We start from the raw sequence: 22459 nt of genomic DNA on the forward strand, positions 1-22459 counted from the left end.
GGAGGGTTGGAGGTCTGGAGGTCTGGAGGGTTGGAGGTCTGGAGGTCTGGAGGTCTGGAGGTCCGGAGCTAGACCGGGCTTCACAATAGGTGCTTTGAAAGTCAGAATGTCCGCTGACTGCCAAATAAGAATCCGAGTGTTTTTATCGCCAAAGCGTCCGTTCGTTGCCCGGAGACCCGCGTAACGATCCTTTTTATCGCTGCAGAATGCTAGCCGTTTCGCGCCACTCGGAGCCGGGTTATTCAACGCAAAAAGGGACTGTCCCGAAAGGTCAATGAAGACCGATTGGGATAGCCCCTTCATTTTTGAGCGCGCGACCGGTCGTCCGCAAACGCCTCCGAGGAGCTTCGTGAAAATATTGGGACGCTTGACTTGAATTCGGGGAAGCGGCATCGCCTTACGCCTCCCCCCGCCCGGGCCGGACCGAATCGCGATATTTTCCCGGCGAGATCCCGACCGTCTTCTTGAACAGGTTCTGGAAGTAGGTCTCGCTCTTGTAGCCGACCTTCTCGGCGATCTCCGGCATCGGCAGACGCGTCGTCTCCAAATACTGCTTCGCCACCTCCATCCGATAGCGAATCAAATACTGGATCGGACTCGTCCCCGTCTCTTGCTTGAACATATGAATCAAGTGGTAGGCGTTCGTATGCGTCAAGCGCGACAAAGCGTTCAAGCGGATATCGGCATAATAATTTTCCTCCATATAGCGCTTCGCCAGATGAACGGTCTCCTTGGCCGGGCGCCTGCGGACTCCGCGCTCTTCCGTGCTGTACAGCAGCCGGGCCAGCCTTCCCATCAGCAGGGCGAGCAGCGCGTTCGCCATCTCGGCCGATTCCGGCAAAGCCTGGTTCCACTCCGCGATCATCTCGCCGAGGAGCTGCTTGACCGGGACGAAGTGCTCGTTCAGCTCGATGACGGCCGCCCTCTCTCCGCCGACCAAAAAATCGGATGGAAGCCCCCTCAGCTGAAGTCCGGCATAGCCCGCGTAGATGGCCGAAAAGGTATCGCTGGTCGACCGTTCCTCATGCCAGATCCCCCGGTTGTAGACCAGCAGGCTTCCCGTTCTCGCCCGGTACAGTCTGTTGTCCACGCGAAACTCTCCTTCCCCGTCCACGATGAGCAGCAGCTCGGCGTTGCTCTCATGCTGGTGAAGCGGGAAATAGAACCGCTCTCCCGGCCCCATGCGAAAGTACGCGCCGCTCAGCAGCTGCGGCATACGGATGATCATCGATTGCGCCACTTCATCACCTCGGACCAATATTCAATAGCCAAAGATCGCAACTATGCGCATTGAACTTTATTTTATAAATGATGTAGATTGTAATCAATAGGTATCGTAAAAGCGCTTACCTAAATATTCAATATATTCATTAGGAATGGGGCCATGCGAGATGACCGTTCGATTCCGCAAAAGAAAGATCAGCGACGAGCCCTACGAAGCCTGCTCGGTGTTTGACGTCAATCAAGACGGGAGGCTGGATATCGTCAGCGGCGCCTACTGGTACGAGGGTCCGGACTTCAACGTTCGCCACAAAATCGCGGACATTGCCTCCTATGCGCACTACAGGGACGACTTCTCCGACTATCCGATGGATGTCGACGGAGACGGGCGGATGGATTTGATTACGGGCTCCTGGTGGAGCGAGTCGCTGCGCTGGAGACGCAATCCGGGCGATTCCGGCAAGGCATGGGACACCTTCGAGATCATGCCTAGCGCCAACATCGAGACGATCCGCTTTTTCGACATCGACGGCTGCGGCGTACCCGAGATCTTCCCCAATACGCCGGGGGCGCCGCAGGCGTTCTACAAGCTGATCCGCGACGAGCGCGGCAAGGGCACGGGCCAATTCGGCAAGACGGTCATCGGCGAGCGGGACAGCGGGCACGGCCTCGGCTTCGCGGACATTACCGGCAACGGAAGGACGGACATTGTCCTGGCGGACGGCTGGCTGGAGCAGCCGGACGATCCGTTCTCCGGGCCTTGGACGTTCCACCCTGAATTCTCGCTCGGCTCGGCCAGCGTTCCGATTCTCGGGCATGACGTGAACGGCGACGGCCTCTGCGACCTGATCGTCGGCCAAGCGCACGATTACGGCCTGCACTGGTATGAGCAGGTTCGCGAGGCGGACGGTTCCCGAAGCTGGATCCGCCGCGAGATCGACGCAAGCGTGTCCCAATATCACGATTTGGCGCTGGCGGATCTGGATGGGGACGGCGAGCTGGAGCTGGTGGCGGGCAAGCGGTATCTGGCGCACGACTTCGACCCGGGAGCGGACGATCCGCTTGGGCTCTATTACTTCAAGATCGGCGGAGGGCGCTTCGAGAAGCACGTCATCGATTACGGCCCTCCGGGAGAAGCGTCCGGCAACGGCATCTTCATGTGGATCCAGGACATCACCGGCAACGGGTACCCCGACATCGTCGCGCCGGGTACGGAAGGCTTGTATTTGTTCGAAAATCTCGGATCGGAGGAGGAAGACGCATGCGCAAACTGAGAATCGGATTCGTCGGCGTCGGCGGCATGGGACAAATGGCGCATCTGTCCAATTATGCGGCGCTGCGCGAAACGTGCGAGGTCGTGGCGCTCGCGGAGGTTCGCCCGCAGACGGCCAGGCTGGTAGCGGAGCGCTACGGCGTCCCGCAAGTGTTCGACGACCATCGGGCGCTGCTTGAAGGCGTCCAGGTAGACGCGATCGTCGCTCCCCAGCCGTACCGCGCCCATCATGCGATTATTCCCGACATTCTTCGAGCCGGCATTCCGGTGTTCACCGAGAAGCCATTGTCGCTGACGGTCGGCACCGGCGAGGAACTGGTTCGGCTGGCCGAAGCCAACGGGACCCTTCATATGGTCGGCTACCACAAGCGCTCCGATCCCGCGATGGCGTATGCGCATGAGCGGATCGGACAATGGAAGGCAAGCGGGGAATACGGCAAGCTTCAGTATATCCGGGTGACGATGCCGCCGGGCGACTGGATCGGGGGCGCGGACGCTCCGCTGTCCGCCGGAGAGCCTTATCCGGTCGTCCTCCAGGAGGCGGGCCCTGCCGACTTCACGGACGAGCAGACGCAGCGCCTCGATATTTTCGTCAACTACTACATTCATCAGATCAACGCCATCCGTTTCCTGCTGCAGGAGCCCTACCGCATCGCCTTCGCCGATCGGAGCGGCGTCCTGCTGACCGGCGAGAGCGACAGCGGCGTTACGGTCGCCCTGGAGATGGCGCCTTACCAGACGACGGTCGAATGGCACGAGAGCTTGCTCGTCTGCTTCGAGCGCGGCTATATCCGCGTCGATCTGCCATCGCCGCTCGCCCGCCAGCAGGCCGGCAAGGTGACGATCATGAAGGATAACGGCAAGTACGCTCCTTCCTATGAACTACCGGTCATGCCGAATCGGTCGGCTATGCGCCAGCAGGCCATGAACTTTATCGCGGCGGTTCAGGGCGTTCGCCCGGCTCCCTGCGAGTCGAGAGAGGCGCTGGAGGATCTGAAGCTGGCAAGGGATTACATTCGGCTCATGCAGCGGTATTCCTAAATTCCGGAGGAGGGATCGCATATGCGAAGAGTGGCGATCATCGGGGCGGGCAGCATCGTCTTCTGCAATGCATCGGCGATACGCTCGGGCCTGGCGGCGTGTTCCGCGCCCTGCGCAGCATCCCCGCCATGCTGGATTTGGCGCGCGTTATGGAGGATCTGTGCCCGGGCGCCACGCTCCTCAATTACGTGAATCCGATGGCGATGATAGGCTGGGCGCTCGGCGAATGCTACACTACAGAAATGGCTCCTTGAGAAAGAGGAAGAGGCCATCCCCAGGTCCGGATAGACCCTGAGAGATCGCCTCGAACGATCCCGGAAAAATCACCCTCATTCGGGCAAGAACAAGGACCATTGCTCCTTAAGCAAGTCGCCAAGGATTCTCAAGTTATCCACTTCCACTCTGTTTACAGCCGATAAGGTCCTACAATCCTTGGAGCGGCTGACCAAGGCGATGGGAACCCCCTCTCGCTGCAAATGGTATTTGGCGTTTACAGGGTATGGCTGTGCTTCGAGCAGTGCGGCCGTACTGAGAAACGACTGAACCCACTGCGCCTTCTGCGGTTCAGACTTCCAGTTTCTTGCAAGCCACACGTAGAGCTCGGGATGAAAGTTGCCCATAATGCCGCTGAACCCTGCTGCGCCCAGTTTCAAAGATTCAAGCAGAGTGGCCGAGTTGGCGTTGAATAGTTTGAGTCTGCTGCCATGAAGAACCTCCATCTTCGCGCGGATATCGTCCAGACTGCAGGAGGTGTCCTTCAGGAAATAGAAACGCCCCGTCGAGGCGCACCACCGGAGCAGCTCCGGGCTTAACAGCCGCTTGTACGGATATGGACATTCGTAGAGTCCGAAACGAATGCCGGGCAGCCTGTCGAGCAGCAACTGCGCATGACGAATCCAGACGTCATCCGGCTCCTCCGGTTTGGCCAGGCGATTGGTTACCAGGACAAAAGCGTCGATGCCCGTGGCGGCGATGAGCTCGATCTCCTCGATCTGAGGCTCCAATGCATCCGAAATGTGGCCCGAAGCGACAACGGGGATTTTGCCCTGGGCTTCCTCCTTGACGAACCTGGCCAGTTCGACCCGCTCCTTCAGACTAAGAAAAAACATTTCACTTGACTGGCATACCGCAAATAGTCCGTCAATGCCGCGTTCGAGATACCATCCCATCAATCGCTCGAGAGCGAAGTAATCGATTTGACCGGACTCCGCGAACGGGGTGATCATGGTAGGCCATACACCGTCAACCATTTCTGTCATCGTCCATTCCTCCGCTATAGCGCCGTATCACGATGGTCGGAAGCGGTTGTTAAACTGCTTCCGCCCCCACTCTACCGCAAATTTGATATTGCCGGTCCCGGCGGGCGTTGCCGATTTGAATGTAATCGTAATGCTGCTCGCGTCGGCCGTCACCGACGAGATTCCAACGGAGTTGGCGTCGGCCGACAGCGCCGTCGCCGTGTACCATTCGGGAACGACGCCTAACAGATGCGCCACTTGAAAATCGATATTGCCGCCGTTCGCCGAAGCGATGGCCCGCTGCCCCGAAAATACGACCTCATCCCCGATATAGGACGACTGAGCCGGATAAGACAAGGAATCCCATACCTTGGTCAAGGTTGCATCTGACTCCGGCGAAGCTGTCTTTTCCCAATATTCGTACGTGCCCTGCGGATAGAGGTCGTAAGTGTATTCAAACACGCAATAGTTCGTATATTTGGGACGGCGAAAATAGAGCCAGTACTTCCCGCTTGCATCCGCATAAACGGAAAATTTGGCAAAGCCATCGCCGGTTCCGTTAAACCCGTCTCCATCAACCGTAAATGTCGGCTTAAAGCCGCCTGCGTCATGGCCGCGAACTCCGAACGCAAACTCAGCGGATGCGGAGCAATAAGACGCCTTGCCGTAATCCGCGGTCATCCTGACCCGACCGCTGAATAAGGATTTATCCGTCCCGATGCGGCACACCCGAAACCATTGCGCATAGTTCTGCACGCCAGGCTTCGGCTCGCCGATGTCCCGCAGCTTCTGGTAGCGCAGATCGCGCCAGGTATTGGTCCAGTTCTCGGCATTGCTTAAATGCGAGGTTCGAACAGGGCCGTCAAAATTAGTCATCCCGGACGTTTCCGGGTAATCGACTTTAATGAAGCTGCCTGTGAACGGCGCGCCCTCCGGCGGCGTCTCGCAGCGGAATGTGCCGCTTGAATCTCTGATGATGCCGTTCTGGCCGAACCCGACGCCTATGGAGTTGCCTGTTGTCCAGATGTTCATTTCCAGAATGGCATTGTAGATTTCATGCAGCGCATTGTTGTACACATCGACTCCCACGAGCATCCCGATCTGACCGTCGCGAACGTTAAGCGCGACGTTGCGGAACGTGGTATACCCGTATGAACCCATGTTGGCCGTTCCCGGCTGGCGCTTGAACACAATGTGACGCTTGCAGTTGCTGATCGATACGTTCTCCAGAGTCGTCCCCTCGACCCAGAAATTGCGGGTATGAAGCACGAGTCCATCTCCGGCCGTGAACCCGTATAGGCTTACATTGCGAAGCTTGAACCCGTACGTATCCGAAACCTCGACTGCGATCGAATTCGCATTATCCCCGCCGTTGATCGACAAGTCCGTAATCGAATGGCTGGTGCCGACAGCGCCGCTCCATGTGGCCGAGTTCCTCCAGTACCGGAACAGATGCCCGTCGCCTTTCCATACCAGATTCGTCACTCCGACTCCGTCGCCGGTAATCCTTACATTCGGCGGCAAATCGATGTTGCCGCCCGACTCCGTAAAGCTGTAGGTTCCAGCGGGAATCAGAACGACGCCGCCCTTTGCGGCTGCCGAATCCAATACCGATTGGAGGGCGGCGGTCGGATCGGCAAGCCACCGTTCGGAGTCGGCAACCCGCCAGACCGGCTTAGCGCCGCCGACCAGACTCACTCCGCTGCTTGCGGCCAGAGCGCCTTCCAGCCCGGCCTCGTATACCGCCACCCACGCTGCAGCGCCGATGCCTCCATCATCGGCAGGGTTGTCCGCGGCGGTTACGTGCGGCCGTGCGCCGGCCCATCGATATCCCGTTGTGATGCCGTCATCTGCAGTGAACTCGAGAATGTCCCGCTCGTACGCGATGTGCACTTGAGGCCTGAAAACGCCCCGAGCGCGAAACAAATCTCCTGATTGACCGTTCATCTCATTTCCTCCTCCGATGATCTTCTTATTGTCCGTTCATTCAATAGACAAGCTCCCGGAACCGCTTGACGGTGTGGAACGATATGAAATTGCCGTTATGCGCGCTGAAAGCGCGTTCGTCGCCGGAGCGGCTCAAGATATGCAAATCCTCGCCATCGATCGCCATGGCGGCATAGTGCCTCGACTGCTTAGCTGTCGATCCCGCCGCCACTAGGCCGGCAAAGCACCAGTCGAAGCAGTTCGTCGAGAAGTGAAGCTGCAATCTCGTCCTCTCGTTGTTCGGTAAATTGTAACGGTCGGGCGGCAATCGGTCCGCTCTCGTCATGCTGTCCGTCGCTTGCGTGCTGATCAGCCAATACAACCGGGTTCGTTCATCGTATAGGATATGAAATTTCATCTGTCCGCCCGGACAGGGGACGAACACTACGCGCTTCCCCGACGGAACGGTCTCCAGCAGGGTCGTCATCGCGCCGTTCCGATCTTCTGTTACCTTGGCAATGGCCGCATAACCGCTTCCGCCAGTATGGGCGCGCATCCACAAGTGGAACGTTCTCCCATCCGGGTCGTACCACTCGTGGTTTTGATCGACAAATTGCACGACGTTCGTCTCCAGCCAGCCCGCCGGGGCGCAGCCCCTGTTCGGTGCAATATCGATATAGCGCTGCGAATCGGCATGATAGAAGGGAACGCCGAAATAGTCCAGCTTCTCCGCGGGAACGGCATCACAGAAGGCAAGCTCGGAAGCAAATGACCAATTCGCCGCTGCGGTCAAGTCCGAATCCGTCCTTCCGCGCATCAGCACGGGCGCCAATTCGCCTACGGGCCAGCCTTCGACTCTGCGGTGCAAGCGTTTCTCCATCACCAGATACACCGACTCTTTGGCATAATGGACATTGCACGGCGCCTGATGCCACTCCTCGCCGCTGGTCAGCCGAACCGGAACCGACCAGTTATCCCCTTCATCCTCCGAGCGCATAATCGTCAAATCGCCATCGTGGCCGAGCACATACAAGAACTTTCCGGCAACGAACGGTCTTGCGTGCACATACGGGAAATCCGTCCGGAACGTCCAAGTTGCCCCCCGATCGTCCGAGGTGAACACTTTTCCATAACCCTTCTCCACACCCGGACCGCCAAGATCGAGCGTCGCCACCAGGCGGCCCGAAGGAAGCCGGGCAAGACCGGGGCTGTAGCAGGAGATTCGGGTCGGATCGGCAGATTCATAAACTTTGACAAAATCGTCGGCCAACAATTCCATTTGATCTCCACCTCCTCATAGGTTAAGCATCGGCTGCGCTCGCGCAACTCCGGTCTCTCACCCTTTCAGCGAACCGATCATCACCCCTTTGACAAAATACTTTTGCGCAAACGGGTAAATACATAGAACCGGCAAGCTGGATATGATAATAATTCCGTATTTGACGGACTCGGCCAGAAACGTTTTTTCCGCCATGTCCTGGTCCACAATCCCGAGATCCAGTTGCTGCATCATCTGCGTCTGGCTCGTCAGTATTTCCCTCAGTACCAATTGCAGCGGGATGTAATTGCGGTCGTTCAAATAAATCAGCGCGTTAAAGAACGAGTTCCAATTGCCGACAGCGGTAAAGACGATCAACACGGCAATAATGGCTTTGGACAGCGGCAAGACAATTCTCGTAAAATAGCCGATATTGCCGCAGCCGTCCATCTTCGCCGCTTCGAACAGCTCCGCGGGTATCGTCGATTGGAAGAACGTTCTCGTAATAATGATGTTCCACATGCTGACGCTTCCGAGAAGGATGACAATAAGCGGATTATTGATCAGGTGCAAATCTCTAACCAGCAAGTAAGTTGGGATCAGCCCCCCGCTAATAAACATCGGGATAATAAACAACGTCACAATAAAACCCCGGCCGACCATATCCCGACGAGAGAAAGCGTATGCCGTCATCAAGGTCAGACTGACGCTGAGCGTCGATCCCCCGATCGTATACAAAACCGTATTGCGATAACCGATCCAAAGCTGCTTGTATTCGAAAATAAGCTGGTAACCTTTCAAATTCATCCCCTTGGGAAATAAAAACACCCTTCCCGTTCCGACTGCGGAAGGGTCGCTGAAGGAAGCGATCACGATAAAATACATGGGATACAGCACAATGATCAGCATCGCAATCAGATAGATGCCGTTCATCCAATCGTATACCTTGTCGGATCGGCTTCTGCGCGTTGTGTCCGCCACCCTGATCCCCGCCTTTAGAAAATTCCGTTTTGCCCCAGTCTTTTGGCCAATTGGTTCACCGACAGCAATAAGATCAAATTCACGACCGAATTGAATAGTCCTACCGCTGCGGAGAAGCTGTACTGGGACTGCAACAAGCCTACCTTGTAAACATAAGTGGAAATGACTTCGGAGGCGCCCAGATTTAGTGCGTTTTGCATCAAGAACGCTTTTTCAAAACCGATGCCTAAGATACCGCCGCAGTTTAAGATAAGCAAAGTGACGATCGTCGGCAATATCGAAGGCAGATCGATATACCACGCCCTCTGAAATTTATTGGCTCCATCCACGACGGCCGCCTCGTGCAGCGAAGTATCCACGCCCGATAATGCCGCCAAATAGATGATGCTGCCCCAGCCCATTCCCTGCCAAACGCCGGACCATACATACAGATGCCCGAACGAGCCGGGATCGGACAGAATCATGAGCGGACCGCTTGTAATGCCCATGCCGTTCAGAAGCTGACTGACGATCCCTAACCGCGGAGCCAGAAATACATTAAGCATACCGACCAACACGACCGTCGATATAAAATGAGGAGCGTAAGTGATCGTTTGCACGAGGCTCTTCAATCGCTTGCTGTTCGCGCTATTCAGCGCCAAAGCGAGAATAATCGGGATGGGAAAACCCGCAAGCAAGGCGTATAAGCCTAGCGACAGCGTATTTTGGATTAACCCCCAAAACACGTCCAGCTCGAAAAATCGTTCGAAATGGTACAGCCCTACCCAATCGCTTCCCCATATGCCTTTGACCGGCTTAAAGTTCTCGAAGGCGATCAGAACGCCGTATAACGGTACGTACTCGAACAGAATGACGTAAATGAGCGCAGGAAGGACCAGAACGTACAAGCCGATGTTTTCTTTCACTTTGAACCATTTCCTGCTGAATAGACGTTTCGGGGTTTGCGCCCGGATCGCCGGATTCGGATTGATCATGCTGCATTCCTCCCGTACATTCGTCGGATGCGGACATCGGGCAACAGCCCGGTTAGGCGAGTCCGCTCTGAATATGCGTAGCTGCCTAACCGAATTTTCTGCCGCTTACTTGCCCAACTGGCTGGCCGCGTCCAACTGCTTCTGATTCAGCTGCATGTACTCATCCAGACCGAGGCTGTCCAGCTTCTTCACATAGGCGTCCCAGTCGTCATCCACGTTGTTCTTGCCCGCAATCCAGCCTGCAACGGTCGTCTTGATATAGTCGTTGATTGCTTTGTCCAGATCCAACAGACGCTGCTTTTCCATGTCATTCAGCAGCCCGGCCGGAACGGGCGGATAGTTCAAGCTTTTGGCAGGCAAAGCTTTTTTGTAAATATGGTCGTACGCCCATTCCCTTGTGCCTTCTTTGTTGACATTTTCGTTGACAATATTGTTTTTGAACATGTTCTCGTCGAGCAGAGCGATGCCGTAATTGCCGAGCCCCTTATCGGCTTCCGCATCGATTTTCTGATTCGTCAATTGATATTTGCCGTCAGCTGTTTGGGTCCATGCTGCGCCTTCTTTGCCGTAGTTCATCGTCATGGACCATTCCGGCTCCGCCAGCATATCCGCCAGTCTGGCCGAAGCGACGGGATATTTATTGTTTTTGAAAATAACAAAGTTCCTCGGCCAGATGCTGCGGGTTTGACGGCGGATCAGCGGCTGTTTGCCGTTGGGCGATTGAAGCGGAGCCATCGGGTACCACCATTTCCCGTCCATGTAGTTTTCGTTCTGATCGTTATAGGAGGTCATGGAACCGACGATAGGCGGGCTGGACGATATGGCGGCCGTATATTTGCCCCAGTCGTCCGTGAAAGCCTCCGGAACGATTAGGCCGTTCTTGTACAGGTCGGCCAAGTAGCGGATCGGCTCCTTCAAGTCCGGGTTCGTGGCCTGCGATTTGAACTTGCCGTCCTCGACTATAAAGTAGCTTCCCGGCGTATAAACGCCGAACGAACCGTACAGATCGAACTGCCCGCCGATGTTGTTGCCGTACTGGATGTAATACGGCGTCACGTTTTTGGGAATGGAGCCTTTGCCGGCATTCTCTTTAAAAGCCATAAGCACGCTTTTGAACTCTTCCGTTGTGGTCGGTATCTTCAAACCGAGCTCATCCAGCCATTTCCGGTTGATTAACCATTGATCCCGCAAATTGTAGCTGTACTCGTCGATTGCCACATACGGAAAGCCGTACAATTTGCCGTCCGGCATCAGCGCCTGCCGCTTCAGATCCGGATTGGACTCGAAGAACTTGCTCCAGTTCGGCGCATACTGCAGGAGATTGTCGACGCCGACGATATCCTTCGCATCGACCGCATCGGAGATCGCCTGCGGGGAAGGGTCCATTCGCAGCATAATGTCCGGATAATCCCGGCTGCTGAACATCAAATTGACCTTTTCCACATCGCTGTACACCTTCAGATTGATTTTGATATTCGTTTTCTCTTCGATTTTTTTCCAAATCTCGTATTTCGTAAAATCTCCCATGTGGGCGCCGTACAAGATGCCGACGTTTAATGTGATCGGAGTTGCCGCAATCGGATAACCCGTCGCATTCGTTACGCCGCCATCCAGCAGCTGCGTCTCGCCGCCGCTGCCCTTCGAGGCCGGCGCGCTCTCTCCGGCATTGCCGGCGCTATCCGAACAACCGATCAGCATGCCGCCGAGCATTGCCGTACAGACCATTCCGGTAACAAGCCTGATCAACTTCCCGCTCACTTGCACTCCCCCCAAAATCATATGGATTCATTCCTGGCACCTTGCTTGTAATCGTTTACACCTTTTGCGGATCGATCGCTTCCTCAGGCTAGCAGATGTGCCGCGGGAGCGTAAATATGTCGTTATCTGGCGATATGCTTCCCTTCCACAGGCCGGATAACCAAGCGCCGCAGCGCTTCCGCCGGCATAAACGGCTTCCCGAGCGGGTACGGTATGCCATCCTCGAATCGTGTGCGAAGCAATAAAACAGCCGGCTTTCGTTCATCGCGCATCGACGACGCGATTTTAACGAAAGCCGGCCTTACTTCAAGCTGAACGAGGGTATAAGAAGAACCTCTCAATATCCATCATACATCACTTTACGGAATGCTCCCGGCGTCGTGCCGACTTCTTTCTTAAACTTGCGTACGAAGCTCGAAACGTCGCAGTACCCGATCTCGGAGACGATCTCGACCAGCGGCTTCTCCGTAGAGCTGAGCAACTGTTTGGCTTTTTCGATACGCAAGTAATTGATGTGATCGGAGACGTTCTGCCCGGAACATTTCTTGAAATAATAGCTTAAATTGGACAGAGACATGGCAAAATGATCCGCCATGTGCTGGACGGTGAAGTTTGAGTCCTGATAGTTTTTTTCGATATAGGCGACCAATTGCTGAAGCAGCTCTTGATCGTGCTTTTCGCGATTTTCCTTGATGTACTTGCATAGGGCATGACAAACCTCGTTGACGCTTCGCCCAAGCTCCTTCACGGTTTCGAATTGGGCGAGCGAAATGACGTCGATATAGCCTTTGTCCAGCCCGACAAACTTTTTGTTGATCAACTGCATCGTTTTGAGCACGGTATTGATAATATCGAAGCAAAGACAACGGGCTTCGAACAAAGGCATGCTGCTTCCTGTGATCCGTTCGGTCAGCATCGTTACCGTTAAGGTAATTTGCTCCGTGTTGCCTTCGATAATGGACAATTCAAGCAGTTTCAGTTCTTCTACCGGATAAGGAAAGTCCGTTGCGGCGGTGGTTTGAATCTCTTCGAAGTAAATGATTTGGTCCGTTCCTTTGACCAGCCTGTAATCGAGCGCCGTATACGCCTCGATGCAGGATTTGCCGAGCTGTCCCGTCACCTCGCAGTCGTTGCCGACACCCACGGCAACGTTGGCGCCCAGCCGGTTCATCATCGTCCGCTGCATCTGCGTTAACGTATCATGCAGCGCCTCCCGGCTCGACTCTCGGTTATTCGTCAATATAAAAATCAGATGATGATTGTCGACGTTCAATCGCCCGTATCCTTCGATTCCGTCTGGAAGCGTCCTTTCCAGCAGCTCGACGAGTTCATGAAGCGAGGGTGCGTACGGCTCGCGCAGCCGATCCGAATAGGCCGAGAAGAAGATGGCGACGCGAAAATAGCGGTTGCTGAAGGAGATGCCGATCTCTCTCCCCTTATCGTTGAAGTCCTCCGCATCCGGGAAAGCACCGCGTAGCAGGTTGTTCAACAAGAAGTCTTTGACCGCGCCGTGATTGCCTTTGACCTGTTCGTTCAACAGCTTGTTCTTATGATTGATCCGATGAATCGTCATCCGTACCGCTTCAAGCTCGTTTCCAGCTTCGGAGACGTTCCCGGCCTCGGATTCCGCAAACAAGCGCAGTTGGCGGATCGGGCGGTAATTCACCCGCATATTGAACAGAATCAGCAGACCGACAGCGAACATAATAACAAGGAGCGTCCTCAGGAAGGCGTTCTTGGCCGCGAATACTTGGCTCATCGCTTCTTGGACCGGCATGTCCATCAAGTAGCTCCATCCGGTGTCCGGAGACTGGATATAAGAAACGAAGCTGGACGAGGAGCCGATCCTGGTTACGCTCGAATTCTCCGTCCGATCCGGTTGAATCAAAGCCAGCAGCTCCGCCTCGTCGGGACGATTGATCTCCTTATACGAGGCGACGATCTTGCGGTCCGGATTGATCGCCATGATATTACCTTTACCGCTGCCCATAATCTGTTGAAAGGCCTGCTCCCGGATCACAAACAACACCATGCGCTTGTCGTAATTGGAACTGTTGGGGACAAGATAGTTCACGATACGCCCCAATTCGCCGCCTCCGACTTCGCGGTCCGGTACCCAAACCTCATTGCCGTTCGCGTTCCGGACTGCGGTGCGGAATTGTTCCTCCGAGATCGCGCCGCTATAATACGTCGTCAAAAATTCCTTCATCGAGTACGTACGCGTTGAGGATACAAACCCGTTCAGCTGGTTGTAATAAACGACAACATCGCTTACAAAGTTGCTGCCGGAAATGTAGCTTTTCAATTGCTTGATGCCTCTGGACACATTATACGGACCTTCGCCGATCTGCTGAGTAGTCAAGTCCGAATTGCTGTAAATTTGATAAGCGATGGTGTTCATCCCGGTAATATTCGTATCGACGGCGGTGACGACATGCTGGAGAATATTGACGTTGTTCTTGATCACTTCTTCTTTCAACAGATGGAAGAAATAATTGTAGACCAGCATCGTGATAGCCGCAAGAGGAATGGCCAGCACCAGCATATAGGAGACCAGATAGCGCAGAAATAATCCGTTTTTCTGCCATACTTTTCGTTTGGTCCGCAGCATATTCGTCCCCCCTCTTGAAAGCCCTTTCAACATTTGATTACTAAAATAACGCATTCTTCCGCTATTGTACATCCGTTGAACGTCAAATCTTCATTTTGGAACAATGGCCTATGCCCCAAAAGCCGCATATTTACGAGAAGAATAAGCGCCTGTTATGATAATAGGCGCTATTGGATTCAACCGATGAACCGCAGCAAATGGGGGAGGGGATAGAGACTTGAGCAAGAGGATCGGATGGCTTCTCGCCTCGTTATCGTTGGCAATCCTGATTGCGGGATGTTGGCATACGGCCAGCACCGGTTCACCCAGCGCTTCTAACGGCTACCGGCAAACGGCAAGCAATCCGATTATGGAGAACGGAGTCGCCGTCCATTTATCCGGGTATCCGATCGTAAGCGACCCGATTACGCTGAAGACCGTTGTCGTCACCTCGTTAAAAGGCGACTATAATCAATCGAAATTTTTTCAGGCGTTGGAGAAGAAGAGCGGCATTCATCTCGATATCCGGCAAATTTCTGTAGACAACCAGGATAAGCTGAACCTGATGTTCGCTTCCAAGCAATACCCCGATCTGATGCTGCGATCCGACATATCGCCGCATCAGATGGCCATGGCGCAAAGCGCCGGGGATATCGTAGCGTTTTCGGATATGCTGGAATTTGCGCCCAATTGGATGAAAGCGTTGCAGAAGGATCCGTCCGCTCAAAAAGCGATGACGGCCGAAGACGGCAAGATTTACAGTCTTGGGCTTATTCAGCAAGACAACGTCTATTTGGGCATACGCGACCAATGGCTGATCAACAAGAAATGGCTGGATCAGCTTGGTTTGAAGGTACCGGAAACAACCGAACAATTTGTTTATGCGCTTGCGCAATTCAAAGCAAATGCCGGAATCGGAGACATTCCGCAGGATGTTATCCCCTATTATTTTCGTTGGGATCAGTATGTGGGCGGTCCATTGGACTTGTACGGCGGTTCCTTCGGCATTCTGGTGCCGGACGAAAACTATGTGACGGTCGAGAACGGCAAGGTCCGATTCCAGGCCATGAACCCGGCAATCCGGCAACCGCTGGCCTACTTGCACAGGCTGTATGACGAAGGCTTGATCCCTCCCGAAGCATTCACGGACGACTGGGGCGCCTATTACGCCAAATTGATGGCCGAACCGGAGCTCGTCGGATCGATCGAAGCCTACAGCAATCCGAATCCCGACGTCTATGTGCCCATGTTTCCGCCCAAAGCGCCTGGTGTCTCGAAGCCGTTGTATCGTCGGCAGACCGTGTTCGTCCGCAACAATCAGTTCACCATCTTCAAGAACAATAAGTACCCGATCGCTACGGCCCGGCTGGCGGACTTGCTGGCCGATCCCGATTGGACCGTTCAGGAGATGTATGGCTTGTTCGGCGAGGGAACGAAGAAAAACGATGACGGCACGTACGACATTTTGCCGCAAAGCGGGAACGCAGGAGATGTCCCCAATGTGGACGCCATATCGGCCATGACGCCGGAGCTGGCTGCCCGACTCCGCTACCTGCCGGGAAGCAACAACGACAACCGTTCCCGGGCCGTAGCGATGTATGAGCCGATTGTCGCTCCGATCGAGATGTTTTTTCCCAATTACATCAACTATTCGCTCGACGACCGCGACAAGCTGACGCAATTGCAGTTGAACATCAAAGCCTATGTCAGGCAGACCTTTATTCATTGGGTCGTCGAAGGCGGCATCGAGCAGGAATGGGATTCCTATGTTGCGAGACTTAAGAGCCTGCACGCGGATGAGATGATCGCGATCATGCAGAAAGGCCTGGACGAATATAACAAGACGTGATTCTCTTCCCCTCGTTCCAAGCGGTCATATCCATAAAATCGCGAATCACGACCAATCGATGACCGAGTTCAGCTCGCGTCGTTTGACCCGGCTGCAAGGACTGCAGATAGATCGCTCAGATCAAAATAACGCGAAATGAAGAAATGACGGCGTTAGGGAGGTTATCCCCGCGCCGCCATTTCTCGTTTTCCATCCACTGCTGCTTTCTTAAGCAGATTATGGGCGAGTTTGACTTCGAGAATTTTGAACAATGGTGTCGCGAAAACGGCCCTTCTCCTATCCTTACACCTGCAGCACCATGCCGTCATACGCGACGATAATGTCTTCCGGATCGAAGATCGCGGTCAGATCGGCGTGCAGCAGACCGATGTTGTGCGAGAAGTGTGTCGCGACCATGCGTGCGCCCTCCTCCAGCATGCCGCCGTCCCGCATCCGGTTGCGGATGCCGAGGACGGCCTCGATGTTCAAGTGACCGCCGGTGAACGGCAGATTGCCGTTGGTGCAATCGAGAATCACGAGATCGAGCCGGCGAGCCGACAGCCAGGTCCAAGTCTCCTCCGGCAGCAATCCCGTGTCGTGTCCGTAAAAGAGGGTTTTGCCGTCCTTCTCGATATGGAACAGCAGGCATGTCTCCTCCGGATCGTGGTTCGCCGGCAGCGCCGTGACGCGGGCCTCGCCCGTATCGATCGTCTCGAACGGCACGATCCGGCGGATCGCCACCCGATCGTCGCCCGGCCGCCCGATCGCTTCCCGGCACTTACGGACGACGCCGTCGTGTCCGTAGACCCGCAGCGGATGCTCGACGCCGTGCGCATAGCCCGGCAGCCGCATCTCCAGCTCCTCCGCCCGCAGATGGTCGGAGTGGGTGTGGGTGACGAACAGGTCGGTCACCTTGCCCAGATCGAGTCCGTCGCGCAGCATGTGCAGCAGCGTATCCGGCGGCAGATCGATCTTGAGCGTCTCGTCGATGAGCGCCGAGCTCCGCGTGCGGATATCGCGTCCTCCGCGCGACCGGGCCTCCGCGCAGTGCGCGCAGCGGCAGAACAAACCCGGGAAGCCTTCGGCCGCCGCCGTTCCGAGAAAATGCACCTTCAACGCCATTCCCCCTTCGACCTCTCCGGCCGCAAAAGTCTCCCGCACCTATTCATCGCCGTAATGCCAGATCTGCGCCGCCGCCCCGATCACCCCTGCGTCCGCGCCGACATAGGCCGGCAGCAAGACGCACGCGTCCCGCATGGCGGCCGAAGTCCGCGTCCGCACTTGCTCCTCCAGCGCCGCGAGGAACGGCTCCCCCGCCTCGGCGACGCCGCCGCCGATGATGACGGCTTCCGGATTGAAAGTATGAATGAAGCCCGCGATCGCGGCGCCGAGCGCGCGCAGCGCGCGGTCCATCACCTGCGCCGCGAGCGGTTCGCCCGCCAGCCAGGCGCGAATGATCTCCCGCGACTCCGGACGCCAATCCGGGGCTTGCTCCCCCGCCGCGGAAGCAAGCGCCAGCGCCTCCCGGCCCAACCTGGCGATGCCGGAGCCCGAGGCGTAGAGCTCGACGCAGCCGTTGTTGCCGCAGCTGCAGCGCGGCCCTTCGAAGTCCACCGACACGTGCCCGAGCTCGCCGGCGCCGCCGAACGCTCCGCGTACGAGCCGGCCATCCTCGACCATCGCCCCGCCGATCCCCGTGCCGAGCGCGAGGCAGACGAAGCTGTTGTAATTCCGGCCGGCACCGTACACCTTCTCCGCGATGGCGAACACGTTCACATCGTTGTCGATGCGCACGCTTAGGCCAAACCACTCCTCGACGTGCCGCTTGACCGGCATCCCCGCCCAGCCGGGCAGCAGATCGCTGGCATAGACGACCGCCCCCGTCCGGCAATCGATCTGGCCCGCGCTGCCGATGCCGATGCCGGCCGGCGCTCCCGAGGCCTCCATCGCCTCCCGCGTATGTTCGATTCCCGCCAATACCTTCGCCATAATCTGCTCCGGTCCCCGCTGCGCCTCGGTCGGCGCCTGATGCCGGTGCAGGATCGTTCCGTCTTTCGCGATCGCCGCGAATTGAATCTTCGTACCGCCAATGTCAACGCCGATTGCATATCCCGTTGCGGCCATTCCGGCTTCCTCCCTTATAGCTGCAGATCGTCCGGCCAGTGGGTCTCGATGCCTTGCTGCGCGAGCAATGCCAGATAGGCCTGCAGATGGGCGGGATCGTCCCGCACCGCGCGCGGGATCACGCCGTTCGCCACGGCGTAGGCGGCGAGATAGCCCGCCGACTCCCCGATGTTCCACTCCGTCGGATGGAGGCGGTAGCACCCGTTCGCAATCTGGGTCGTGCCGATGTTCTTGCAGGCCGGCAGCAGGTTCCGAATTCGCACGGGTAAGAGCGCGCCGAGCGGAATCTCGTACGGGTACGAAGGGATGTAGCACATCCGGTTCGTCCGCGTGGTCGGATGCAGATCGAGATGATAGCTTCCGATGCCTACGCTGTCCTCGTATCGCCGAATCCCGCGTTCCCCCCGAAGCTCCCGGCTGACGTCGTTCTCCGTCACCGTCTGCAGCGCCTTGATCCGCCGGGACTCGCGAATATAGGGCGCCTTCGCCAGGCCGTCGTCCGTGCCGAGCACGTCCGGACGGAGCCGTAAGCCCGGGTAGCCGCGTCCGCCGTCCGGCCTCGGCGCCTCCGTCTGCAGCCAGTACACGAGCGACAGGCTGAGCTGCCGCGCGCCCTCCAAATGGCGGGCCCGCTCCTCGGCCGGCACGCCGTAGATCGGTCCCAGGAAGTAATCGTTCTGGCTCCAATTCACGAGGGTGACGTCGCTGCCGTAGAGCCCCCCTTCGAACTGCGACGCGTCCGCGATGCGCCGGTAGGTCCACAGCGCCAACGACGACGCGCCGTCGGGGAAGAGAACCGCCTCCCGCTCCCCGTTCGTGTTCACGTCGGGGATGATCCAGCTGAGCAGCGGCGACCGGGAAAACCCGGGGACGAACGCGCGCCAGTCCTCGTACTGGGCGGGCTTGTCGATCGTATAGTCGCCCCCTTCCCGGTAATCGAGCGCGAATACGTGCGTGATGGACTGCATGTCGAGCGGGTCCGCCTCCTCCGGCGCGTGCGGTTCTCCCGTCTCGCCGCGGGCTTCGGCCCCCGTCACGTGCTCCGCGCCTGCGAGCGGCAGCAGATCGCCGCACTCGGTCGCATCCAGGAAGCAGCTGCCCAGCAGTTCGATCGTCTTGCCGGTCGCGGCGTGGTGCACCGCTACCGAATGAATCGTATCCTCGTTCACCGAGGCCCCGACCGGGCGGCAGCCGTACAATACGGTGATCCGGCCGCTGGCGACGTAGGGCGCGAGCATATCCTCCAGCACGTGGAGCGCGACCCGCGGCTCGTGGCACAGGCGGCTGACCCATCCGTTCCCGGGATTGAGCTCCGCGTTCCCGCGGGCCTCCTCCGTCAGAGGGTAGTTGTCTCTATAGTAGCGGCGGACGCGCTCGCGGAACTCCCTATAGGTCCGCGTGCATCCGAAGCGTTCGATCCACGGATGCTCGTCGGGGGGCACCGCTTGGGCCGTCAACTGTCCGCCCAGCCAATCCGTCTCTTCCGTCAACAGGACGCTGCGGCCCGCCTTGGCTGCCGCGAGCGCGGCCATGCAGCCTCCCAAACCGCCGCCCAGCACGATAATGTCAGCCGTCGCTTTCATTCGTATCCCCTCTCCGAATGCCCTCGCTTTCATTTCGCCTTTATACTAGCACAGGTTGAATATTCACTCCACTATTTTATTTGTTTTAGAAGAATTATTCCGAAACAAAGCCGCCTTTCTCCCCTTGTACGGTAAACCGCACAAAAAAACGGCCCTCCCGGGCCGTCTGCCAATTTCTAATAAAGCTTGTCCGCGACCGAACGCGCCGTCTTCTCCAACGCTTCGTCGGAGGCCTCCCGCTTCATCGAGAGCAGCGTCGTCAGGATGTTGAGCAGGTGAATCTGCGAGAACTTGGTCGACAAAGCCCCGCCTTCCGTAGGCATCTCGCGCGATGGCACGAGCAGCACGGTATCCGCGTAGGCGGCGATCGGCGACCGGAGATGGCTGGTGAGACAGATGACGACGGCGCCGTTCTTCTTCGCTTCCTTCACCGCGTCGACCAGGTCCCGGGTGCTGCCGGACGTCGAGATGCCGAAGACGAGATCGCCCTTCTTCACGAGCGCGGCGGACATCGCGATGATATGCGAATCCCGGTGCGCTTCGACGTTGATGCCGATTCGCATCAGCCGGTAGTGCAGATCGAGCGCGGTGATCCCCGAGGAGCCGACGCCGTAGACGAAGACGCGGTTCGCGGCAAGCATCTTGTCCACCGCCTGCTTCAGGTGGTCGACGTTCACCAGGTCCAGCGTATTCTTCAGCAGAATCTCGTGCTTCATCGTCACCTTGCGCGCGATCGTCATCACGTCGTCATCCTCGCCGATCTCCATGTTGGAGACGGACGGCGGCCGATCGACCAGATCCTGCGCGACCGAGAGCTTGAACTCATGGAATCCCCGGAAGCCGAGCTTGCGGCAGAACCGGATGACCGACGTCTCGCCGACGCCCGCAATCTCCGACAGATCCGTGACCGTGGCGAGCACGGCTTCCTCCGGATTGCTCTTCACGACGTCCGCGACTTTCTTCTCCGCCTTGGTGAGCGAGGAATAGATGCTTGATATCATCAGAAGGGTATTGGATTGATGCAGCTTCGGACCTACTCTGGACATGCGGATCACTCGTTTCTTCTCATCTTTTCTAGTTACAGAATAGATGATAAGGGGCGGGTTGACAAGCTTAACCAGGCAGCAAGGTTTCTCCATCGCGCGAAATATGGAGGAAGACTCCGCCTACCGTTCTTCCAGAATCTGTCTATATGCTGCAGGAACGCACGCCGCCGCAGCGCCGCTGACGCTTGTAAGCCGCCGCACGGCGGGTTATGCTGGAGCCATGACGATAGCGAGCGATGCGCAGGATGAAGCTGAAGGAGCGTGCGATCATGGCGTACCGGACATTCGAGTGGCAATGCAAGGACGGCACCATCATGCAAGGCGGAGAATGGCGTTCGGACGCCCGCGGCGCACCCGGCGCCGTCATCGGACTCGTACATGGCATGGGAGAGCATATCGGCCGCTATGGCCATGTAGCGGAGATGCTCACGGCCGAAGGCTACGCCGTGCTCGGCTTCGACCAGCGCGGACACGGCCGGACGGCGGGCAAGCGCGGCCATACGCCTTCGTTCGACGCGCTGCTGGAAGGCATCGACCGGATGCTGGACGAAGCCCGGCGGCTGTACCCGGGCGTCCCCGTCTTCCTCTACGCGCACAGCATGGGCGGCAACGTGGCGCTGAACTACCTGCTTCGGCGGCAGCCCGAGCTCGCGGGCGCCATCGTCACCGGACCTTGGCTGAAGCTGGCGTTTTCTCCGCCGCAGCTCCAGGTCGTGATCGGCCGCGTCATCGAGCGCGTCTATCCGAAGTACACGAACCACCGTCCCATGAACGTCGACCATCTGACGACCGATCCTGAGATGGCCAAGAGGTACCGGGCGGATCCGCTAGGGCACGGACACATTACGGCCGCGTTCTTCTTCGGCATCCAGCGCGCGGGCCTGTGGGCGCTGCGGCATGCCGGCGAGCTGCGGGTGCCGACCCTGCTCATGCACGGCGGCCACGACCGCGTCACGTCCATCCTCGCGAGCCGCCAATTCGCCGAAGCTGCGGGATCCCTCTGCGAATTCAAGGAATGGCCCGGCTTCAACCATGAGCTGCACAACGAGCTGCTGCGGGAGGACGTATTCGCCGATGTGCGCGATTGGCTGCGGATGCGGCTGGCAGCTGTCCCTCGGTGACTCGCGTCCGCTTCGCGCTACCTATCTCAACCGGTCTTTTTTCACGGAAAAACCGAACAGCACGATGGCCGAGACCACGATCATCACGAAAGGCCACTTGGCCACGGCTGCGCCTTGATCTTCGCCGACATGCGTCATGCAAGCCCCTGCCTCCAGCACGCCTAAGACAGCGATCAGGACCAGCCCGATGCGCAGCCGCCCGGCCCTCCTGCTCGTCACCCGACGCGCCTCGCCTGCCTTATTCCCGGATTCCATGTCGTTCCCACCATCTCGCGAGGGGCGCGAGCGCCCACCAAGCCACGTCAGGAGAGCGAACAACTTGCATACCAAGACCTCCTATACATAGACAATGATTATTGAAAAATCAAATATGAAGCCGCAAAAGCCTCTGCGACTTTCTTCATCTAGCGAACGGCGGATGATCTCATCGCGTGGACAGAGGCTTCTTCTCCTTCCGTTATTTATTTATTAATAAATAATAATGTGAAGGCAAGAAA

The 22459-nt window shown here is 57.2% G+C and carries 18 protein-coding genes; 5 read left to right on the forward strand and 13 right to left on the reverse strand.

The window, feature by feature from the left end:
• Positions 1–397 precede the first annotated feature (397 nt).
• Positions 398–1228, reverse strand: coding sequence for a helix-turn-helix transcriptional regulator (locus H7C19_RS28980; RefSeq protein WP_185672585.1), 831 nt, complete (start codon positions 1226–1228; stop codon positions 398–400).
• A gap of 163 nt (positions 1229–1391) precedes the next feature.
• Between H7C19_RS28980 and H7C19_RS28985 the strand changes: the two genes are divergently transcribed.
• The 3 genes from H7C19_RS28985 to H7C19_RS35350 are packed head-to-tail and all read left to right on the forward strand — an operon-like array spanning position 1392 to position 3789.
• Positions 1392–2495 carry an FG-GAP repeat domain-containing protein gene (locus tag H7C19_RS28985; RefSeq protein WP_185672586.1) on the forward strand — a complete coding sequence of 368 codons (1104 nt, stop codon included), beginning with the start codon at positions 1392–1394 and terminating at the stop codon, positions 2493–2495.
• Positions 2483–3535 (forward strand): Gfo/Idh/MocA family protein, encoded by a 1053-nt coding sequence (locus tag H7C19_RS28990; RefSeq protein WP_185672587.1) that lies wholly within the window; start codon positions 2483–2485, stop codon positions 3533–3535. The genes H7C19_RS28985 and H7C19_RS28990 overlap by 13 nt, the downstream gene beginning before the upstream one ends.
• A 14-nt stretch (positions 3536–3549) precedes the next feature.
• Positions 3550–3789 carry a family 4 glycosyl hydrolase gene (locus tag H7C19_RS35350; protein WP_313732040.1) on the forward strand — a complete coding sequence of 80 codons (240 nt, stop codon included), beginning with the start codon at positions 3550–3552 and terminating at the stop codon, positions 3787–3789.
• 75 nt (positions 3790–3864) lie between these two features.
• Here H7C19_RS35350 and H7C19_RS29000 read toward each other — a convergent pair whose 3' ends face one another.
• From H7C19_RS29000 to H7C19_RS29030, 7 genes are all read right to left on the reverse strand, one after another.
• Entirely contained in the window at positions 3865–4794 is a 930-nt protein-coding gene (locus H7C19_RS29000; protein ID WP_185672588.1) for a dihydrodipicolinate synthase family protein, read from the reverse strand.
• Between the two features lie 27 nt (positions 4795–4821).
• Entirely contained in the window at positions 4822–6720 is a 1899-nt protein-coding gene (locus H7C19_RS29005; protein WP_185672589.1) for a hypothetical protein, read from the reverse strand.
• A gap of 40 nt (positions 6721–6760) precedes the next feature.
• Positions 6761–7978 carry a sialidase family protein gene (locus H7C19_RS29010; RefSeq protein WP_185672590.1) on the reverse strand — a complete coding sequence of 406 codons (1218 nt, stop codon included), beginning with the start codon at positions 7976–7978 and terminating at the stop codon, positions 6761–6763.
• A gap of 57 nt (positions 7979–8035) precedes the next feature.
• Positions 8036–8890, reverse strand: a complete 855-nt coding sequence (locus H7C19_RS29015; protein ID WP_185672591.1) for a carbohydrate ABC transporter permease — start codon at positions 8888–8890, stop codon at positions 8036–8038.
• A gap of 62 nt (positions 8891–8952) precedes the next feature.
• Positions 8953–9912, reverse strand: a complete 960-nt coding sequence (locus tag H7C19_RS29020; protein ID WP_185672592.1) for an ABC transporter permease — start codon at positions 9910–9912, stop codon at positions 8953–8955.
• 105 nt (positions 9913–10017) lie between these two features.
• Positions 10018–11670, reverse strand: a complete 1653-nt coding sequence (locus H7C19_RS29025; protein WP_185672593.1) for a type 2 periplasmic-binding domain-containing protein — start codon at positions 11668–11670, stop codon at positions 10018–10020.
• A gap of 337 nt (positions 11671–12007) precedes the next feature.
• Positions 12008–14281 (reverse strand): helix-turn-helix domain-containing protein, encoded by a 2274-nt coding sequence (locus tag H7C19_RS29030; protein WP_185672594.1) that lies wholly within the window; start codon positions 14279–14281, stop codon positions 12008–12010.
• A 217-nt stretch (positions 14282–14498) separates the two neighbouring features.
• Between H7C19_RS29030 and H7C19_RS29035 the strand changes: the two genes are divergently transcribed.
• Entirely contained in the window at positions 14499–16109 is a 1611-nt protein-coding gene (locus H7C19_RS29035) for a type 2 periplasmic-binding domain-containing protein (protein WP_185672595.1), read from the forward strand.
• Between the two features lie 282 nt (positions 16110–16391).
• On the opposite strand, the gene H7C19_RS29040 is transcribed toward H7C19_RS29035, so the two are convergent.
• The 4 genes from H7C19_RS29040 to H7C19_RS29055 form a co-directional block, all read right to left on the reverse strand.
• A complete protein-coding gene (locus tag H7C19_RS29040) occupies positions 16392–17198 on the reverse strand; it encodes an MBL fold metallo-hydrolase (RefSeq protein WP_313732041.1) in 807 nt (268 codons plus the stop codon).
• A 51-nt stretch (positions 17199–17249) separates the two neighbouring features.
• Positions 17250–18212 carry an ROK family protein gene (locus H7C19_RS29045; RefSeq protein WP_185672597.1) on the reverse strand — a complete coding sequence of 321 codons (963 nt, stop codon included), beginning with the start codon at positions 18210–18212 and terminating at the stop codon, positions 17250–17252.
• A 14-nt stretch (positions 18213–18226) separates the two neighbouring features.
• A complete protein-coding gene (locus H7C19_RS29050; protein WP_185672598.1) occupies positions 18227–19795 on the reverse strand; it encodes an FAD-dependent oxidoreductase in 1569 nt (522 codons plus the stop codon).
• A 176-nt stretch (positions 19796–19971) separates the two neighbouring features.
• Entirely contained in the window at positions 19972–20841 is an 870-nt protein-coding gene (locus tag H7C19_RS29055; RefSeq protein WP_185672599.1) for a MurR/RpiR family transcriptional regulator, read from the reverse strand.
• 269 nt (positions 20842–21110) lie between these two features.
• Between H7C19_RS29055 and H7C19_RS29060 the strand changes: the two genes are divergently transcribed.
• Positions 21111–21962, forward strand: coding sequence for an alpha/beta hydrolase (locus H7C19_RS29060; RefSeq protein WP_185672600.1), 852 nt, complete (start codon positions 21111–21113; stop codon positions 21960–21962).
• Between the two features lie 21 nt (positions 21963–21983).
• On the opposite strand, the gene H7C19_RS29065 is transcribed toward H7C19_RS29060, so the two are convergent.
• Positions 21984–22217 carry a hypothetical protein gene (locus tag H7C19_RS29065; RefSeq protein ID WP_185672601.1) on the reverse strand — a complete coding sequence of 78 codons (234 nt, stop codon included), beginning with the start codon at positions 22215–22217 and terminating at the stop codon, positions 21984–21986.
• Positions 22218–22459 lie beyond the last annotated feature (242 nt).

The organism is Cohnella nanjingensis (genome assembly GCF_014212125.1).
In the GTDB taxonomy this organism is placed as follows: Bacteria; Bacillota; Bacilli; order Paenibacillales; family Paenibacillaceae; genus Cohnella; species Cohnella nanjingensis.

Excerpts from the sequence above, each read along its gene's own strand:
- H7C19_RS29020 (WP_185672592.1), bottom strand. The coding sequence starts at position 9,912 with ATGATCAATCCGAATCCGGCGATCCGGGCGCAAACCCCGAAACGTCTA.
- H7C19_RS28985 (WP_185672586.1), top strand. The coding sequence starts at position 1,392 with ATGACCGTTCGATTCCGCAAAAGAAAGATCAGCGACGAGCCCTACGAA.
- H7C19_RS29015 (WP_185672591.1), bottom strand. The coding sequence starts at position 8,890 with ATGAACGGCATCTATCTGATTGCGATGCTGATCATTGTGCTGTATCCC.
- H7C19_RS29060 (WP_185672600.1), top strand. The coding sequence starts at position 21,111 with ATGGCGTACCGGACATTCGAGTGGCAATGCAAGGACGGCACCATCATG.
- H7C19_RS28980 (WP_185672585.1), bottom strand. The coding sequence starts at position 1,228 with ATGATCATCCGTATGCCGCAGCTGCTGAGCGGCGCGTACTTTCGCATG.
- H7C19_RS29000 (WP_185672588.1), bottom strand. The coding sequence starts at position 4,794 with ATGACAGAAATGGTTGACGGTGTATGGCCTACCATGATCACCCCGTTC.
- H7C19_RS29050 (WP_185672598.1), bottom strand. The coding sequence starts at position 19,795 with ATGAAAGCGACGGCTGACATTATCGTGCTGGGCGGCGGTTTGGGAGGC.
- H7C19_RS29030 (WP_185672594.1), bottom strand. The coding sequence starts at position 14,281 with ATGCTGCGGACCAAACGAAAAGTATGGCAGAAAAACGGATTATTTCTG.
- H7C19_RS29065 (WP_185672601.1), bottom strand. The coding sequence starts at position 22,217 with ATGGAATCCGGGAATAAGGCAGGCGAGGCGCGTCGGGTGACGAGCAGG.
- H7C19_RS29055 (WP_185672599.1), bottom strand. The coding sequence starts at position 20,841 with ATGTCCAGAGTAGGTCCGAAGCTGCATCAATCCAATACCCTTCTGATG.
- H7C19_RS29005 (WP_185672589.1), bottom strand. The coding sequence starts at position 6,720 with ATGAACGGTCAATCAGGAGATTTGTTTCGCGCTCGGGGCGTTTTCAGG.
- H7C19_RS28990 (WP_185672587.1), top strand. The coding sequence starts at position 2,483 with ATGCGCAAACTGAGAATCGGATTCGTCGGCGTCGGCGGCATGGGACAA.
- H7C19_RS29045 (WP_185672597.1), bottom strand. The coding sequence starts at position 18,212 with ATGGCCGCAACGGGATATGCAATCGGCGTTGACATTGGCGGTACGAAG.
- H7C19_RS29010 (WP_185672590.1), bottom strand. The coding sequence starts at position 7,978 with ATGGAATTGTTGGCCGACGATTTTGTCAAAGTTTATGAATCTGCCGAT.